A 16,603-nucleotide genomic window follows, 5' to 3' on the forward strand; every position below is an offset into this window, starting at 1 on the left:
GACCAGACGGCGAATTTGACGGCGTCCGCCAGATGAGAGACGCCGATCATGAGATGAACCAGTCGGCATGGAACGTGCATGGGGGTAATTTTCACGGTTGTGCGTTGATGCCGCGAAGCGACCTTCCCTTCAGCTCCGCCACGGTGCTTTCTGAGGCAGATGCAATGGCTCTCTCGATGCTGCAGACGGTGGCTTAACCATCCAGATCTGTGATATGGCTTGGCGTTTGGGCGAAGAAATTTCGGTTGCTTCTATAAGATCACGGTTTACAGAGTTCTAAGGATAAGGCGGCCGTTGTTCTTTGTTTTGCCTCCTTAAGCAGCCCCGAGCGTATTGCAAGCACTCGCCCGTCGCTATTTGCCACATGACAACGTTGTCATGCTTGGCCTCAGTTTTATCTTCGATGCCAGACGCAAAGAACAAAGTACCCGCACAAGACTTGCAGGCAATTGCTCGATTGCTCCGATAAGATTATCGATCTGCGAATAATCAAAAATTTATTTCCCGATACAAAACCGCGAAAAAATCACCCCCAGCAAATCATCCGGCGTAAACGCTCCGGTAATGCTGCTCAGCCTATCCTGCGCCAGCCGCAACTCTTCCGCAAACAAATCCAGCGACTGATCATTGACGCGATTGTCGATATTAGCGTGCTGGTCAGCAATCTCCAGATGATCGCGCGCTGCCTTCAGCGCGATCAGGTGCCGCTCGCGCGCCAGGTAGCGCGATTCGCCGGTTTGCTGCCAGCCGGCGATACGCAGCAGTTCGGTGCGCAGCAGGTCGATGCCAAGGTAGTCAGTGGCGGACAGATAAATATGGGTGACCTCGCCCATTACGTCGACCGCGGGTTTGTGGCCGGACTGGTCGATCTTGTTCCAGATGCGGATTACCGGCGCATTGGTCGGGAAGCGGGCGACGATTTTTTCATCGGCCAGCGCCGGGCCGTGGTTGGCGTCCAGCATGTGCAGGATGACGTCGGCCTTGGCTACCGCGGCCCAGGTGCGCTCGATGCCAATGCGCTCGACTTCGTCGTTGGCGTCTTCGGCATCGCGGATGCCGGCGGTGTCGATGATGTTGAGCGGGATGCCTTCCAGCTGGATTGTTTCCGTGACTTTATCGCGGGTGGTGCCAGCGATCGGTGTGACGATGGCGACGTCGGCGCCGGCCAGCACGTTCAGCAGGGATGATTTGCCAACGTTCGGCTGCCCGGCCAGCACGATGTTCAGGCCGTCGCGCAGCAAGGCGCCCTGCGCCGCCTGGCTGAACACATTGTCCAGTGTGCTGCGGATGGTGGCCAGCTGGCCGCGTGCGTCGGATTTTTCCAGGAAGTCGATTTCTTCTTCCGGAAAATCCAAAGTCGCTTCGACCAGCATGCGCAAATTGGTTACTTGCTCCACCAGTGCATGGATCACTTTGGAAAACGCGCCGGACAAGGATTCCGAGGCCGACTTGGCCGCCGCCTCGGTGGAAGCTTCGATCAGGTCCGCCACCGCTTCGGCCTGCGCCAGGTCGAGCTTGTCGTTGATGAAGGCGCGCTGCGTGAATTCGCCCGGTTCGGCCATGCGCAAGCCGAGTTCCGCGCCGGCCGCCAGGCAGCGGCTGAGCAGCATCTGCAATACCACCGGGCCGCCATGACCCTGCAACTCCAGCACGTCTTCGCCGGTGTAAGAATGCGGCGCCTTGAAATAGATCGCCAGGCCTTGGTCGATGACACTGCCGTCGGCATGCTTGAACGGCAGGTAGGTTGCGTGGCGCGGGATCAGCTTGCTTTCCGCAATGCCGCACACGGCTTCGATGATAGGACCAAGATGTTTGCCGGAAATGCGGACTACGCCGATGCCGCCGCGTCCTGGTGCGGTGGCGATGGCGGCGATGGGAGAGGAATCGAAAGACATGGAATTATTCTACGAGGGTTGTTGGATAATAGAAACAGCGGCAAGCGGAAGCCAACAAAAAAGCCCGTGAATTTTCGATTCACGGGCTTTTTTACGACAATCGAGATTAATCGATATAAACCAAATTAGGCTTTCGTTGGACCTGCGCCCATCTTGCGGGTAATCACCCATTGCTGCGCAATCGACAGCACGTTGTTGGTAACCCAGTACAGCACCAGGCCCGACGGGAAGAAGAAGAACATGACCGAGAAAATCAGCGGCATGAACATCATCACCTTGGCTTGCATCGGATCAGGCGGCGTCGGATTCAGCTTGGTCTGGATGAACATCGAGACAGCCATCAGCACCGGCAAGATATAGAACGGGTCCGGTGCGGCCAGGTCGTGGATCCAGCCTATCCATGGTGCATTGCGGATTTCGACGCTGGCCAGCAGCACCCAGTACAGCGAGATGAACACCGGGATCTGGATCACGATCGGCAGGCAGCCGCCGAGCGGGTTGATCTTTTCGGTCTTGTACAGCTCCATCATGGCCTGGTTCATCTTTTGCGGCTCTGACTTGAAGCGCTCGCGGATCGCGGTCATCTTCGGCGTCACCAGCTTCATCTTGGCCATGCTGCGATAGCTCGCCGCCGACAATGGGAAGAAGGCCAGCTTGATCAGCACGGTCAGGGCGATGATGGTGAAGCCCCAGTTGCCCAGCACTTTATGGATCTGCGTCATCAGCCAGAAAATCGGCTTGGCGATGATGGTCAGCCAGCCATAGTCCTTGACCAGTTCCAGGCCAGGCGCAACCGCTTCCAGGTCGCTCTGGATTTCCGGACCGGAGTACAGGCGCGCATCCATGGAGACGCTGGCGCCCGGTGCGATGGTGCCCAGCGGCAGGATATTGCCGACCGCATACAGGTTGGTGGCGATCTTCTTGGTGAAGATTTCGCGCGGCGCCTTGTCTTGCGGGATGAAAGCGGAAACGAAGTAATGCTGGATCAGTGCAAACCAGCCGTCGTTAGCCTTGGTAGCGTGTTCAGCCTTGCCGCCTTCGATCTTGTCGAACGGGAATTTCTGGAACTTGCTGCCTTCGGTGTAAACCGATGCGCCGGTGAAGGTGTGCACGAAACGCTGTTCGCCTTCAGGTGCATTGCCGTCGCGCACCAGTTGCAGGTACAGCGAAGGCGATACCGGCGCGCCGCTGTCGTTGGTGACGGTGTGCTTGACGTCGATCGAGTAGTCGCCGCGCTTGAAGGTGAAAGTCTTGGTCAGCTTGACGCCGCCTTCAGTCGATTCCAGCACCAGTTGCACCTGGTTGCCATTGTCCAGCGTACGCACGCCAGGCAAGGCCGTGAAGGGCGACTTGTGGTTAGGGAAAGGACCGCCGATCAGGCCGGTTTCAGCCAGATAGGTGCGGGTTGCGCTGGAGTCGAACAGCACCAGGTTCTTGGTCGGATCGACCGTATCCTTGTGATTCAGCAGTTCCAGGCGCTTCAGTTCACCGCCAATGGTATCGATGTCGGCCTTGACCACATCGGTAGTGATGGTGATGACTTCGCCTTTAGCATCGGCCGCAGTGGCAGGCACGGCGCTGGCGGACGGAGCAGGAGCACCGGCTGCGCTAGCCGAAGCTTGCGGTACGTCGGCACTGGCGCTGGCGCCGGCAGCTGCATTGGCAGGGCCGCTGGCAGCAGGTGCGGTTTGAGCGGTGCCCGGGAAGAACAGCGACGGTTGGCCGTTATGGCGCTGCCACTGGTCCCAGAGGAACAATAGCGACACCGAAAATACAACCCACAGGACGGTACGTTTGATATCCATAAGAGTATTTATCTATGATTCAGGAATGGCTGCAACCGCAAGACCGGGAAGGCGCTGCGGGTTTGACTGCAGATGGAGATGCGGATAGAGATGCCGATGACGCATGCGGCGGCACCGGATCGAGTCCGCCGGCGTGCCAGGGATGGCATTTGCACAGGCGACGTCCGGCCAGCATGCTGCCCTTCAGGGCGCCATGCGTGCGGATTGCTTCGGCTGCGTAATCGGAGCAGCTGGGATAAAAACGGCAATTCTGTCCCAGAAACGGGCTGATGCCCAGTTTGTAGAGTCGCAACAGGAACAGTAGAGGCATTTTCATGACAGCTTTTTTCCCTTCTTCTTCCAGCCCGCCGTATATATAGCCAGGCTGGAACAATACAAGCCCCAAGCCATAACTGTAATTACGGCTTGCCGGCCGCCAGGCGTTGCGACGCGAACAGCTGCTTGAGCTCGCTCAGCAATTCCCGCTTCAGGCGCGCGGTGGTAGCCGGACCTGCCTTGGTGTTTACCGGTTTGGATAAACGCACAATGCAGTCGATTGGCGGCAATGGTGTCAGGCGAAACAGCTCGCGCGTAACGCGTTTGACGGTGTTACGCGTAACAGCACGCGGCGCCAGCCGCTTCGCCGCCACCACGCCCAGACGGGCATGCGGCAGCGTATTGCGGCGGGTATACAAGACGAAGTGCGCTGTTCTATAGACAGGGCGCAAACGAAAAACGGATGAAAACTCATCCGTTTTAACGATGCGCCGGTCGCGTGAAAAGTCTTGAGCGCAGTTCTCGGTGGAACAACGGTCGCAACGGTCAGTGTCAGTCACGCAAGCAACGCCTTAGCGTCCGGCTTGATTAAGCTGCCAGACGTTTGCGGCCTTTAGCGCGACGTGCATTGAGCACAGCGCGGCCACCGCGGGTTGCCATACGGGCGCGGAAGCCGTGAGTACGCTTACGGCGCACGACGGAAGGTTGGTAAGTACGTTTCATGTTGGTCTCGCTAATCAGCAAAAATAAATCGGATCTTCACACTCAGAGCGCTGGGTTTTTACCCTTTCGCTACTTGAGCTGAAGCCGGGTGCCACGACGTAGAACTACGGAATCGGGACAGGATCAGGCGACAGTCAACGCGCAAACGAGCAATTCAGCGGACAGTGAACCTTGAATTAAACCGCATTTTCTGCTTGTTTGTCAATCACTTAGGGCTCTTTTCCACAAGGTCCATTTCTCCCGGCCGCCAGCAATAATTGGCCGTGCCTGTGGATAACTTGCGCCGGCAAGGGTAGAATAGCGACTTATGTGTGGCACGCCCGCCAGTTAAGCATTGCGCAGTTATCCAACCCGGCTACTTATATAGGTATCGGGGGTAATACTGAATCAGCGTGCAATAAAAACATCAGCCCAGGGCGTAAAGAACCTCATCCCGCACACTCTCACTTAGTCTTACTTAGAACGATTCATGGAAAATTTCTGGCAGAGCTGCTCTACCCAGTTGGAGCAGGAATTGACGCCTCAACAATTTAGCGCGTGGATAAAACCGCTGACGCCCCTCGACTACGAAGACGGTCGGTTGCGTATAGCCGCACCGAATCGCTTCAAACTGGATTGGGTCAAAACGCAATTTGCCAGCCGCATCACCACGCTGGCGCACCAATATTGGGAAGCGCCGATCGAAGTGGTGTTCGTGCTCGACCCGCGCAAGGCAGCCCCTGCCCCATCCATGTCCAGCATGCCGGTGGCGCACGCCAATACTAATAATAGTAGCGAGCAGTCTGGCGCGATGTCGTCGGCTGCCGGCGGTGGAACTTATGGCAACAGCAACTTCGACCGCCTGCCGGAAGTGCAGACCGAGAACAGCGCAGTCACCGCCCGGCGCGATCAATCGCGTATCAATACGGCATTGAGTTTTGACAGTTTCGTTACCGGAAAAGCCAACCAGTTGGCACGCGCGGCAGCGATCCAGGTCGCCAATAATCCGGGCGTTTCCTACAATCCGCTGTTCCTGTACGGCGGCGTCGGCCTCGGTAAAACCCACTTGATCCACGCCATCGGCAACCAGCTGCTGGCCGACAATCCGAACTCGAAGATCCGCTACATCCACGCAGAACAGTATGTTCGCGACGTAGTGACTGCTTACCAACGCAAGGGTTTCGACGATTTCAAGCGTTACTACCATTCGCTCGATCTGTTGCTGATTGACGACATCCAGTTCTTCGGCGGCAAGAGCCGCACCCAGGAAGAATTCTTCTATGCTTTCGAAGCTTTGATTGCAGCGAAGAAACAAATCATCATCACCAGCGATACCTATCCCAAAGAAATCACCGGCATGGATGACCGCCTGATTTCGCGTTTCGATTCCGGCCTGACAGTCGCCATCGAACCGCCGGAATTGGAAATGCGGGTCGCGATTCTGCTCAAAAAAGCGGCATCCGAAGGCGTGACCTTCTCCGATGACGTGGCGTTTTTTGTTGCCAAACACCTACGTTCCAACGTCCGCGAACTGGAAGGCGCGCTGCGCAAGATTCTTGCTTACTCCCGTTTCCATGGCAAAGACATCAGCATCGATGTTGTCAAGGATGCACTGAAAGATTTGCTGTCGGTACAGAACCGCCAGATCTCGGTAGAGAATATCCAGAAGACGGTGGCGGACTTCTTTAACATTAAAGTTGCCGATATGTACTCGAAAAAGCGGCCGGCGAATATCGCCCGTCCGCGCCAGATTGCGATGTACCTTGCCAAGGAATTAACCCAGAAAAGCTTGCCGGAAATCGGCGAATTGTTCGGCGGTCGCGACCACACCACGGTGCTGCACGCCGTCCGCAAGATCGCCGCCGACCGCACCAAGAATCCGGAATGCAACCACGAATTGCACGTGCTGGAGCAGACGCTCAAGGGTTGATTCGGGGTTGATTTCAGCTTGATTTTGACATTTCAGGCGATTGTGCACTTTGCCTGTCAGCCTGTGGATAAGTTTGTATAAAGTAAGTTCGGGTAAGTTTGGTCTGGCGCGGAAACTGTGGTTTTTTTGCTGATTTGGTTAAATCTGACGGCTTGCTGATTTATTAACTAATAATCGCAAAAAATCCGCAAAGCGGCGCAGATTTCCGGCCCGGATGGGTCCGTAGAGGGTCGATTTAAGTTACATTTACAGACTGCTTACCAAGCATTTAAACCCGTACGCATTCAGGCATACAGCAAGCAGCAATATTTGATTTTTAAATAACAAGGATATAGCTATGCAATTGGTCAAAACCAACCGAGATACCCTTCTCCGGCCACTGCAGATCGTGAGCGGTATTGTCGAGCGTCGGCACACATTGCCGATTCTGGCCAATATCCTCATTCGCAAAGACGGCGAAAAGGTCTCTTTCCTGTCGACTGACATCGAAGTGCAAATCACCACCAACGCCAAGGTCGGCAGCGGCAGCGAAGTGGCGGCAACCACCGTCGCCGCGCGCAAGCTGCTGGACATCTTGCGCGCCCTGCCGGACACCGGCGAAGTCTCGCTGACCCTGAGCAACAAGCGCATGACCGTGCAGTCCGGCAAGTCGCGTTTTGCGCTGCAAACACTGGCCGCAGAAGAATTTCCGACAGTGGCCCAGGCAGACCACTACAACGCCACCGTCACCCTGCCGCAAAAGACGCTCAAGCACCTGTTCAACATGGTGCACTTTTCGATGGCGCAACAGGATATCCGTTACTACCTGAACGGCCTGCTGCTGGTCCTCGACGGCAAGAACGTCATCGCGGTTGCGACCGACGGCCACCGCTTGGCGTTTTGCCAGGTCGCCACCGAGCAAGAGTTCGCGCGCCAGGAAGTCATCATCCCGCGCAAGACCATCATCGAACTGCAGCGCCTGCTGGAAGAAACCGACGAGCCGGTCCAGCTCGAAATCGCCAACAACCAGGTCAAGCTGTCGTTCGCCGATATTGAACTGATCTCCAAGCTGGTGGAGGGCAAGTTCCCCGACTACACCCGCGTGGTGCCGAAGGGTTACAAGAACGACTTCACCATCAGCCGCGACCAGCTGCTGCGCTCGTTGCAACGCGCCGCCATCATGACTAGCGACAAGTTCAAGGGCGTGCGCTGGGTAGTCACTCCAGGCAGCCTGAAAATCAGCTCCACCAACGCCGACCAGGAAGAAGCGATTGAAGAACTGGAAATCGACTACGGCGGCGATAGCGTCGACATCGGTTTCAACGTCACCTACCTGCTCGACGTCCTCAACAACCTGAAGGGCGACAACGTCAACATCGCCCTCGGCGACGCCAATTCCTCGGCACTGATCACCGTGCCGGAAAACGCCGATTTCAAGTACGTAGTCATGCCAATGCGGATCTAGCCGAGTAGGGTGGGCACTCCGTGCCCACGCTGCAACGCCCTCCGCGCACCGCGTGGGCACGGAGTGCCCACCCTACGGTTGCTTGTAAAAGTAGCATCAGCCCCAATATGTGTAGTTCCGAAGTAAGCTTTTCAGAAGGTAGCCATGTCATCAGCCCCTCAAGACAACACCAATCAGCCGCAACCCAATGCATACGGAGCGTCCTCGATCCAAATTCTCGAAGGCCTGGAAGCGGTACGCAAACGCCCGGGGATGTACATCGGCGACACCTCTGACGGCACCGGCCTGCACCACCTGGTGTTCGAAGTGCTGGACAACTCCATCGACGAATCGCTGGCCGGACACTGCACCGAAATCCACGTCACCATCCACGCCGACAATTCGATCTCGATCACCGACAACGGCCGCGGCGTACCGACCGGCATCAAGTTCGACGACAAGCACGAGCCAAAGCGCAGCGCAGCCGAAATCGTCATGACCGAGCTGCACGCCGGTGGCAAGTTCGACCAGAACTCGTACAAGGTATCCGGCGGTTTGCACGGTGTGGGCGTGTCTTGCGTTAACGGCCTGTCCAAGCTGCTCAAGCTGACCATCCGCCGCGACGGCAAAGTGCACTACATGGAATTCGTGCGCGGCGTGCCGCAAAACCGCGAAACCGAAATGCAGGAAGGCGTGCTGGTCTCCCCGATCAAGGTCATCGGCGACACCGACAAGCGCGGCACCGAAGTCCACTTCTGGGCTGACGAAGAAATTTTCACGCACGTCGAATTCCACTACGAAATCCTGGCCAAGCGTATCCGCGAACTGTCCTTCCTCAACAACGGCGTGCACATCAAGCTGACCGACCAGCGCACCGGCAAGGAAGAAAATTTCGCCTTCGAAGGCGGCACCCGCGGTTTCGTCGAATACATCAACAAAGCCAAGACCGTCCTGCACCCGACGATTTTCCAGGCCACCGGCGAAAAAGACGGCGTCTCGGTCGACGTCTCCATGCAATGGAACGACGCCTACAACGAACAAGTGCTCTGCTTCACCAACAACATCCCGCAACGCGACGGCGGCACCCACCTCACCGGCCTGCGCGCCGCCATGACCCGGGTGCTCAACAAGTACATCGAAGAGCATGACTTCGCCAAGAAAGCCAAGGTAGAAACCAGCGGCGACGACATGCGCGAAGGCCTGACCTGCGTGCTGTCCGTGAAAGTGCCAGAGCCGAAATTCAGCTCGCAAACCAAAGACAAGCTGGTTTCCAGCGAAGTGCGCCTGCCGGTAGAAGAAATCGTCGCCAAGACACTCAACGACTACCTGCAAGAACGCCCGAACGACGCCAAGATCATCTGCGGCAAGATCGTCGAAGCCGCTCGCGCCCGCGACGCCGCCCGCAAGGCGCGCGAACTGACGCGCCGCAAAGGCGTGATGGACGGCCTCGGCCTGTCATCGAAACTGGCCGACTGCCAGGAAAAAGACCCAGCCCTGTGCGAACTCTACATCGTCGAGGGTGACTCCGCGGGCGGTTCAGCCAAGCAGGGCCGCGACCGTAAATTCCAGGCCATCCTGCCGTTGCGCGGTAAAGTGCTCAACGTCGAAAAAGCCCGTTTTGAAAAAATGCTGTCGTCGGAACAGATCACCACCCTGATCGCCACCCTCGGCACCAGCATCGGCGCCGACGAGTTCAACGCCGACAAGCTGCGCTACCACCGCATCATCATCATGACCGATGCGGACGTCGACGGCGCCCACATCCGCACCCTGCTGCTGACCCTGTTCTACCGCCAGATGCCGCAACTGGTAGAGCGCGGCCACATCTACATCGCCCAGCCGCCGCTGTACAAGGTCAAGCACGGCAAGGACGAGCGCTACCTCAAGGACGACGCCGAAGAAGTCTCCTACATGATGCAGGTCGCCCTCAACGACGCCGCCCTGGTGCCAAGCGAAGGCGCACTGCCGATCAGCGGCCCGGCCCTGGCCGAACTGGTGCGCCAGTACAACATGGCCAACTCCATCATCACGCGCCTGACGCGCGCGGTAGACGGCGCCGCCCTTACCTCCATCATGACCGGCGTCACCCTCAAGCTGGACACCCTGGCCGACGCCGAAGCCTCGGCCCAAGCCCTGCAAGCATCGATCAACGAGCCATCGGTCCAAGTCGTCGTCAAATCCGACGAACTCTCCGACAAGCACGCCCTGCGCATCCTGCGCCGCTACCACGGCAACATCAAGGCCAGCGCCATCGACAGCGACTTCGTCGCCAGCCCGGATTACGCAGTGCTGGTCAACGCCGCAGAAACCTTCAAGGGCCTGATCGGCCCAGGCGCCCTGATCCGCCGCGGTGCCGGCGAAAAAGTCAAAGAGTCAGCCATCATCGACTTCCACCAAGCCATGGCCTGGCTGCGCGACGAAGCCGAACGCGGCGTCAGCAAGCAGCGCTATAAAGGTCTGGGCGAGATGAATCCTTCGCAGCTGTGGGAAACCACGATGGATCCGACTGTGCGCCGGTTGTTGAAGGTGCAGATTGAAGATGCCATTGCTGCGGATCAGATCTTCATGACGCTGATGGGGGATGATGTTGAGCCGCGTAGGGCGTTTATTGAGTTGAATGCGCTGCAGGCTGGGAATATTGATGTTTGATTAAGCCGGATGTCGTCGGCGCCGTAGTATTTTTTATTTGCGCCAAAGTGCTGTGATAACTCACCACTAGTTGTTCAACCTTAGTTTTATGAAAGAGCCAACCATAAGGTTGGCTTTTTTTTGAATCTATTGAGGTAGGGGTATTAAGTTTTTTTTATAGTGGCGATAACTGGCTAATAAAATTTTTTAAAAATTATGAAAATATATTTTTCAACAAAATATTTGGATTTTAGCGAGATTGAAGGATGTCATTTCATCCAAGATCATATCGGTACAAATTATGGTCAGCCGTGGAATGACTATGACTACTATGTTACCTTTAAGGTCTATTTTTCTATTTCTATGAAATCAGAATATCTTGGCATTTGTAAAATTTTAGTAAAAGATTTTATGGATTCATCAAAGTATTTTCTTCAAGGGAAATCTATTAGCCAAAATAGTTTCGATGTTACTTCACTTTTTAAGCCTGAATTGGTAGTTTCCCTATCGAGTGAGATGGACTATTACCGAAAATTGATACCGGTAATGTTGGATGTGTCTTCTGTAGATAATTTTTTGGAAGCAATGTGTGACGCGAGTTTTTTTATAGAAAAGGAAACTGAATATCGGAAGTGGCCTGGTTTCCAGGTAGCGTTGTTACGGTCAGGCTCTGCTTCTGAGGCGGCCTTAAGAAAAGGTTCACAGATTGCAATAGGTAAATATGAGCCTGAAAATCAATTCATAATTTCTCTTGAAAATTTGCCAGAAACATTTGAACCAATTGATTTTTCATTTTCAAATTTAAACAAGTTTGATCATAAAAATATAAATATTTTAATTGGGCCAAATGGCGTTGGAAAGACACACATATTGCGCGCAGTAATTCAAGGAATTACGGGTATAGATAAGTCCAATAAACCTTGGCCTTATTTCCATAAGGTAGTGGCCATCGCCTACTCACCGTTTGAAGATTATTACACTAAAGATGGTGTTGCTACAAAGCTTCAGGAAGCTCATTTCGCGATACGTAGGGACTCGAAACAAAAAAAACTCCGACGACGCCTTAATGTCAACGCGTATGCCTATGTCGGTTTTCGCGACAATACGGGGCAATTCTCCCTGGCTTGGCCTTTGGAAAATAGTATTCGGTCATTAATCGAAATTCAAAAATACGACAAAGAGAACCAATGGTGGGGATCTACTTCAAAATTCTCTGGCCTTATAGCAGCTTTATCAATGCATATCGATTTTAGTGCTATTGGGTTAAAACATCGAACAAATGGATTTATATATCTAGATAAAGATAATTTTTTGATCAAAGATATTAACATTGATACTTTGGATTTAAAAAATGGGATTTCTTTTTTCAAGGGCGATAGTCTGGTTCCTCTTAGTTCTGGACAAAGAATGTATTCATATATGCTTCCAAGCTTGTTAGCTGAAATAGAGGAAGAAAGCTTGGTCATTATTGATGAGCCTGAACTCTACTTACATCCGAGTCTAGAAATTGCCCTACTCGATATGCTAAAGAAGATATTAAATGATACTAATTCCTACGCCATTATTGCTACACACTCTCCCGTGATGGTTCGAGAGGTGGATAAGACGTCCGTACGAATCTTACGAAAAGAAAATGGCAAGACTGTTTGTCTCCTCCCGTCCTTCGAAACTCGTGGTGAATCTCTGGATCTTATTGCCGGTGAAGTATTTGATGATTATTACACGCGAAAACCGTATCAAAATGATATAGACGAGGTAATTGAAGAAAACGGCCCAAGCCAAGCGTTGGAGTTGTTGAAACAAAAAATTGGTGACGAAGCACTTACCTATGTAATGTCAAAAATCGATGAACAAGATTCATCAGCCATTATCATTGGGGTGGTGGAGTGAAATTCTTAGATTCAATGTTGCTTGATCCTGATGATCAATGGCTAACGATGGCGCTCGCGAGTGAAAAGGCAAACATTGCTGAGCTTACACCTTTGGCGGACACCTTACGTGTTAGCTACAAAAGCTATACAACTTCTATAACAAATCCTAACGTCGAGCTTGCGGCTACAACATACGCTGGCCATAAAATGGTTTTAATTGACTATTACATGGCTCCACCGACAAGTATTGCGAAGATAATGCGGCATAGACGGAATGAAAATAATTTAGAAGAATGTCCTTACTGTGGGTATCCGTTTACCCCGGACACGCTTGATCACTTCATTCCCAAGGATGAGTGGCCAGAGTATGCATTTTATCCGAATAATTTAGTGCCTCAATGTAGAGGGTGCATGCCAACAAAAGGAGCAAATTATTTTTGTAATACCGAAGGAACAGCGAAGTACCTCCATCCTTTTTATTCGGATCTTATTTCGAAAATTGGTTTCACAGTTACAGTGAATTTCGAAGGAGGTGAGCCAAATTTTTCGGTCAATTTCGTAGCTTTTGGTCCGGTGACCGACGACTCACGAGCGCGCATCGCAATGCACGTGAAACACCTTAAGCTGAGGTCTCGGATTCTTCTATATTGTCGACGTACTTATAATTTTTGGTTGAAGAAAGCGCGGCACGAAAAATTTAATATTGTGGAATTATTTGAAGTGCGCTTAGGACAAGCTCAGGCCGAAGAAAGGGCCAGTAGAAATTGGGGAAACGCTTTTTTTAAATGCATGCTCGCAAATAAGGATGTGATTGATTTTTTATATAGTCAAATGCCTGAAACCAGGCCTGCTGAAGTAGATATTGTGCTCTTGGATATATAAGTGGGCACTATGTGCCGAATCGGAGTTGCTGTTTTTGCAACTGACAGCGCACAAGGCTCCGAGAAGCGCGGTGGTTGAGAAAGGTCTGTCAAACAGAGGCTTCATTAGTTACATCAAAATTACCCTGTGCATTGTCATCATTTTCCCGCGATCCATCCCCACACAAGACATTGAAGATTATTGTTTGATCAAAAAATCTTCTACGCTTAATTTCCCTGCATGAATAGCATCATGATGGACATTACACAAAGTGATCAGATTCGCTTCTGTATTCTCCCCCCCTTGGGCGTGATGCACTTTGTGATGAAGTTCCAATAGCCGTCTTGGGTCAGAGGGGTTGAGTTGCTTGTGATTCCAGCCGCATTTTTGACATGAGTGTTGATCACGTTCCAAAACTTTAACGCGCACGTCGTCTGGAATGGTTCGGTCATGTGCCGGTGCCTGGCGATCTTCTTCAAGAACGTAGGTCCCTATAGCCAATTCAGGCCAACCGCTTGTCCTTGTCGCGACTGGCCAGCCTTCTTCCGTTCTCAATTCTCGAACTCGCCGCGCCCATTCGCTCCTGTTGTTGGCAACATATCTAAGTTCTTCGCCTGTAACTGGGCTACCGACATTAGCTCTGAGATATTTCAAAATCTTGTCCTGTACGGACACACCTTTTAACTTGCGAATGGTGTTTGCTTGGAACCATCTATCCGCAGCTTGTTTGTCTCGTTCGCCATTAAGAAGGACGTACTCGTCGGTTTTGATTTTCGATAGGGACCTCCCTTCGATTTCCATATCGCCGCTTTCTTCAGCTTCGGCCATTTCTTTGGCAGTTACGCCGCTGATGATGGCCCATCCCTGCTGAACTCTTAGTTCTCTCACACGGCGTGGCCAATCGCTAATCCCTGAAACGACCATAAGTTCGTCGCCTTTGATGATCCTTTCAGGATATTTTTTGAGATAGAAGATGACGCGGTCGATTGCGGCAGGAATCTCTTCAGTGATGAGCGAACTCCCGAGATCGCGCAGAAGATGAAATGCTGGCACGAGCTTTAAAACTTTTCCCCGCAGATCGTTTAATTTAAGTTCGTTAGTAAAATTTTCAATCAGCTCGGATAGTTTTTTTCTGAGAAGCTCAGGATCACTTTGATTTGATCTGCGTGCCATCAATTTTCCCTTTTATAATCGCGCTGTATATATTCTTGGTGCAAGTATCGATATTGCGCTCTATGTCATGTTCCCAATATCGAATAACACTCCATCCGAGCTCTACGAGCTGCGCGTTCACCTGCTGATCGCGCAATTTTGTTTTATTAATTTTTTCTGACCAGAATCTTTGATTGGTTTTTGGTTGTTCGCCATGAATCGGACAACCATGCCAGAAACAACCATCGACAAATACGGCGATCTTTGCTGACACAAATACGAGATCAGGCTTGCCCGGGAGCTTATACCCGAGCCGATAGCGGAGACCTTGAGCCCACAAGATTTTACGGAGCTTTAGTTCAGGCCCTGTGTTTTTCCCTTTTACCAGAGACATGCACCGGCTTCTCTGTTCCGGCGTCAGCACATCCGCCAATTTTTTCTCCGATTAGGCCGCCTTCGCGGTCTTCTTAGTTTTCAACATGTCCTTCACCATTTTTGCGATTGCTTTTGCAAGCGGGGGGGGGACAGCGTTGCCGATCTGTTTTGCTATTTCAGTCTTGCTGCCAGTAAAAGGGAAGTCGTCCGGAAATCCCATCAGACGAGCTGCCTCGCGATGAGTAATCGGACGATGCTTTACCGGATGAAGATATCTTCCTTTTTCCGGCTTGAAGAATTCAGTTCTGATAGTTACAGAAGGCCGATCCCACCAAAGTCGTCCGAACAAATCGGTGCCGCCAGAGGGTTTTCGCAACCAACAAGGCGGTGTCAATTCAGGAGCATTCTTCTGTAGATCAAAGCGATTTCCGCCGGGAGGCACAACCTTGTATCGCGCCAGACTCATTTTTGTCGGATTGCGGCCGAAATGCAAATTCAGGGGGGCTTCACTATCTCGTATTTCGGTGCCCACAGGACTAGGTAGATCTCCGATTGCCTCTTTTACCGTGACCCAATTCGGAAGATCATCCTTCACCGTTGGGGCGGAATGTGTCTTACGCGGAGGGAATTCAGGCGGTGTTACCCCTGCTTTTTCATTCCAGCCGACAATTACTGCCCGGCGACGCGTCTGTGGTGCACCGTAGTCAGCGGCGTTAAGAACGTCAGCCACAATTTTGAAACCGAGCTTTTCCGCCCGGGCACGAATGTCGTCAAATTCAGTCGATTTTAGGAGTTCTTTGACGTTTTCCATGACGAACACTTTTGCACCACTGGCTTTGACAATGTCCATATAGGGTTCCCAGAGTGCGCGGCGCTCATCTCCTTCACGATTCTTGTTCAATAAACTGAATCCTTGACATGGAGGGCCGCCAATTACTATGTCCGCCTGAGGGATCTTTTTGGTTTTCTTAAGCCAATCTTCTATGTTTCCAGGCACCGATTCACCACCAAAAAATTTTTCGTGTGTTGCAATCGCGGCCCGATCATTGTCCACCGCCAGAATGCAATCGAAACCGCCCTCGAAACGGCCGTCGACAAAGCCAAGAGTCATTCCGCCAGCACCGGAGAACAGATCAATAATGCGATATTTCATAAGTGTTTTTTCGTTGGTAAATTGGGGAAGCCTATTGCAAATGGTAGGCACATAGTTGTTAACCTGCTGTCCCAAGTATCAACTCGGTATTTTAATATTTATGTGGACGCACATGGTGGCAAAATGTGCTTCCATCGTGTTTCAAGACTAAAGTAGCGAACACGGGAACATAGGCAAAACTCCGAGTCTTCACTCGATAGGAATGACTGTATGAATGCACAGTATATCAGGGCTCTTAGTCACCATTCAAAGAGAAATAGTGAGATGAGATAGGCGAGACGAAATCGTGTTGACTCGTCCTGTGTCGGATTGCTATCTGGCGGCTTGCCGATACACCAATATTCTGATCAACAATGCTGGCACCCATTTCGATAATCCCCTTGCGCAGGGACGACTGATAAAGCAACGGGAAAAAGCAATGCGGACCAATGTCAACGGCAGCATCTGATTGCGGAAATGGTGCGGGCTGAAGCTCATACGGGAATGCGGGTTTTCCCTTCAGTGATCCGCTCGATCAGATTAATTCCGAATCATGCCCAAACACATTGGTGAA

Annotated in this window: 13 protein-coding genes; 5 read left to right on the plus strand and 8 right to left on the minus strand. The window is 52.4% G+C overall.

Annotated features, from left to right (window positions below; translation table 11 throughout):
- Nucleotides 1–497 precede the first annotated feature (497 nt).
- The 5 genes from mnmE to rpmH all read right to left on the minus strand — a co-directional run bounded on the left by mnmE (nucleotide 498) and on the right by rpmH (nucleotide 4,678).
- A complete protein-coding gene (mnmE, locus tag BCF11_RS10500; RefSeq protein WP_098494694.1) occupies nucleotides 498–1,895 on the minus strand; it encodes a tRNA uridine-5-carboxymethylaminomethyl(34) synthesis GTPase MnmE in 1,398 nt (465 codons plus the stop codon).
- Nucleotides 1,896–2,020: 125 nt separating this feature from the next.
- The gene (gene yidC, locus BCF11_RS10505) at nucleotides 2,021–3,700 is read right to left on the minus strand and encodes a membrane protein insertase YidC (protein ID WP_098494695.1); all 1,680 of its coding nucleotides are present in this window, start codon (nucleotides 3,698–3,700) and stop codon (nucleotides 2,021–2,023) included.
- A 19-nt stretch (nucleotides 3,701–3,719) separates the two neighbouring features.
- Entirely contained in the window at nucleotides 3,720–4,016 is a 297-nt protein-coding gene (gene yidD, locus BCF11_RS10510) for a membrane protein insertion efficiency factor YidD (RefSeq protein WP_098497430.1), read from the minus strand.
- 82 nt (nucleotides 4,017–4,098) lie between these two features.
- Nucleotides 4,099–4,515 (minus strand): ribonuclease P protein component, encoded by a 417-nt coding sequence (rnpA, locus tag BCF11_RS10515; protein WP_098494696.1) that lies wholly within the window; start codon nucleotides 4,513–4,515, stop codon nucleotides 4,099–4,101.
- A 28-nt stretch (nucleotides 4,516–4,543) separates the two neighbouring features.
- Nucleotides 4,544–4,678 (minus strand): 50S ribosomal protein L34, encoded by a 135-nt coding sequence (gene rpmH, locus BCF11_RS10520; RefSeq protein WP_061535510.1) that lies wholly within the window; start codon nucleotides 4,676–4,678, stop codon nucleotides 4,544–4,546.
- 469 nt (nucleotides 4,679–5,147) lie between these two features.
- Between rpmH and dnaA the strand changes: the two genes are divergently transcribed.
- The 5 genes from dnaA (at nucleotide 5,148) to BCF11_RS27530 (ending at nucleotide 13,391) form a co-directional block, all read left to right on the plus strand.
- On the plus strand, nucleotides 5,148–6,587 hold the full coding sequence (gene dnaA / locus BCF11_RS10525) for a chromosomal replication initiator protein DnaA (protein ID WP_098494697.1): 1,440 nt from the start codon (nucleotides 5,148–5,150) through the stop codon (nucleotides 6,585–6,587).
- Nucleotides 6,588–6,924: 337 nt separating this feature from the next.
- Nucleotides 6,925–8,031, plus strand: coding sequence for a DNA polymerase III subunit beta (gene dnaN / locus BCF11_RS10530; protein ID WP_038483788.1), 1,107 nt, complete (start codon nucleotides 6,925–6,927; stop codon nucleotides 8,029–8,031).
- Nucleotides 8,032–8,175: 144 nt separating this feature from the next.
- A complete protein-coding gene (gene gyrB / locus BCF11_RS10535) occupies nucleotides 8,176–10,659 on the plus strand; it encodes a DNA topoisomerase (ATP-hydrolyzing) subunit B (RefSeq protein ID WP_098494698.1) in 2,484 nt (827 codons plus the stop codon).
- Nucleotides 10,660–10,854: 195 nt separating this feature from the next.
- The gene (locus BCF11_RS10540; protein ID WP_098494699.1) at nucleotides 10,855–12,528 is read left to right on the plus strand and encodes an AAA family ATPase; all 1,674 of its coding nucleotides are present in this window, start codon (nucleotides 10,855–10,857) and stop codon (nucleotides 12,526–12,528) included.
- Nucleotides 12,525–13,391 carry an HNH endonuclease gene (locus BCF11_RS27530; RefSeq protein ID WP_143751298.1) on the plus strand — a complete coding sequence of 289 codons (867 nt, stop codon included), beginning with the start codon at nucleotides 12,525–12,527 and terminating at the stop codon, nucleotides 13,389–13,391. The genes BCF11_RS10540 and BCF11_RS27530 overlap by 4 nt, the downstream gene beginning before the upstream one ends.
- Before the next feature lie 177 nt (nucleotides 13,392–13,568).
- On the opposite strand, the gene BCF11_RS10545 is transcribed toward BCF11_RS27530, so the two are convergent.
- The 3 genes from BCF11_RS10545 to BCF11_RS10555 are packed head-to-tail and all read right to left on the minus strand — an operon-like array spanning nucleotide 13,569 to nucleotide 16,050.
- Nucleotides 13,569–14,543 carry an HNH endonuclease gene (locus BCF11_RS10545; protein ID WP_098494700.1) on the minus strand — a complete coding sequence of 325 codons (975 nt, stop codon included), beginning with the start codon at nucleotides 14,541–14,543 and terminating at the stop codon, nucleotides 13,569–13,571.
- A complete protein-coding gene (locus BCF11_RS10550) occupies nucleotides 14,518–14,946 on the minus strand; it encodes a very short patch repair endonuclease (RefSeq protein WP_255407842.1) in 429 nt (142 codons plus the stop codon). The genes BCF11_RS10545 and BCF11_RS10550 overlap by 26 nt, the downstream gene beginning before the upstream one ends.
- A gap of 21 nt (nucleotides 14,947–14,967) precedes the next feature.
- The gene (locus BCF11_RS10555; RefSeq protein ID WP_098494702.1) at nucleotides 14,968–16,050 is read right to left on the minus strand and encodes a DNA cytosine methyltransferase; all 1,083 of its coding nucleotides are present in this window, start codon (nucleotides 16,048–16,050) and stop codon (nucleotides 14,968–14,970) included.
- Nucleotides 16,051–16,603 lie beyond the last annotated feature (553 nt).

This window comes from Collimonas sp. PA-H2 (assembly GCF_002564105.1).
Classification (GTDB): domain Bacteria; phylum Pseudomonadota; class Gammaproteobacteria; order Burkholderiales; family Burkholderiaceae_D; genus Collimonas.

Coding starts and splice junctions, on each gene's coding strand:
- gyrB (WP_098494698.1), top strand. CDS start 8,176: ATGTCATCAGCCCCTCAAGACAACACCAATCAGCCGCAACCCAATGCA.
- dnaA (WP_098494697.1), top strand. CDS start 5,148: ATGGAAAATTTCTGGCAGAGCTGCTCTACCCAGTTGGAGCAGGAATTG.
- BCF11_RS10545 (WP_098494700.1), bottom strand. CDS start 14,543: ATGGCACGCAGATCAAATCAAAGTGATCCTGAGCTTCTCAGAAAAAAA.
- yidD (WP_098497430.1), bottom strand. CDS start 4,016: ATGAAAATGCCTCTACTGTTCCTGTTGCGACTCTACAAACTGGGCATC.
- BCF11_RS10540 (WP_098494699.1), top strand. CDS start 10,855: ATGAAAATATATTTTTCAACAAAATATTTGGATTTTAGCGAGATTGAA.
- rpmH (WP_061535510.1), bottom strand. CDS start 4,678: ATGAAACGTACTTACCAACCTTCCGTCGTGCGCCGTAAGCGTACTCAC.
- dnaN (WP_038483788.1), top strand. CDS start 6,925: ATGCAATTGGTCAAAACCAACCGAGATACCCTTCTCCGGCCACTGCAG.
- yidC (WP_098494695.1), bottom strand. CDS start 3,700: ATGGATATCAAACGTACCGTCCTGTGGGTTGTATTTTCGGTGTCGCTA.
- mnmE (WP_098494694.1), bottom strand. CDS start 1,895: ATGTCTTTCGATTCCTCTCCCATCGCCGCCATCGCCACCGCACCAGGA.
- BCF11_RS10555 (WP_098494702.1), bottom strand. CDS start 16,050: ATGAAATATCGCATTATTGATCTGTTCTCCGGTGCTGGCGGAATGACT.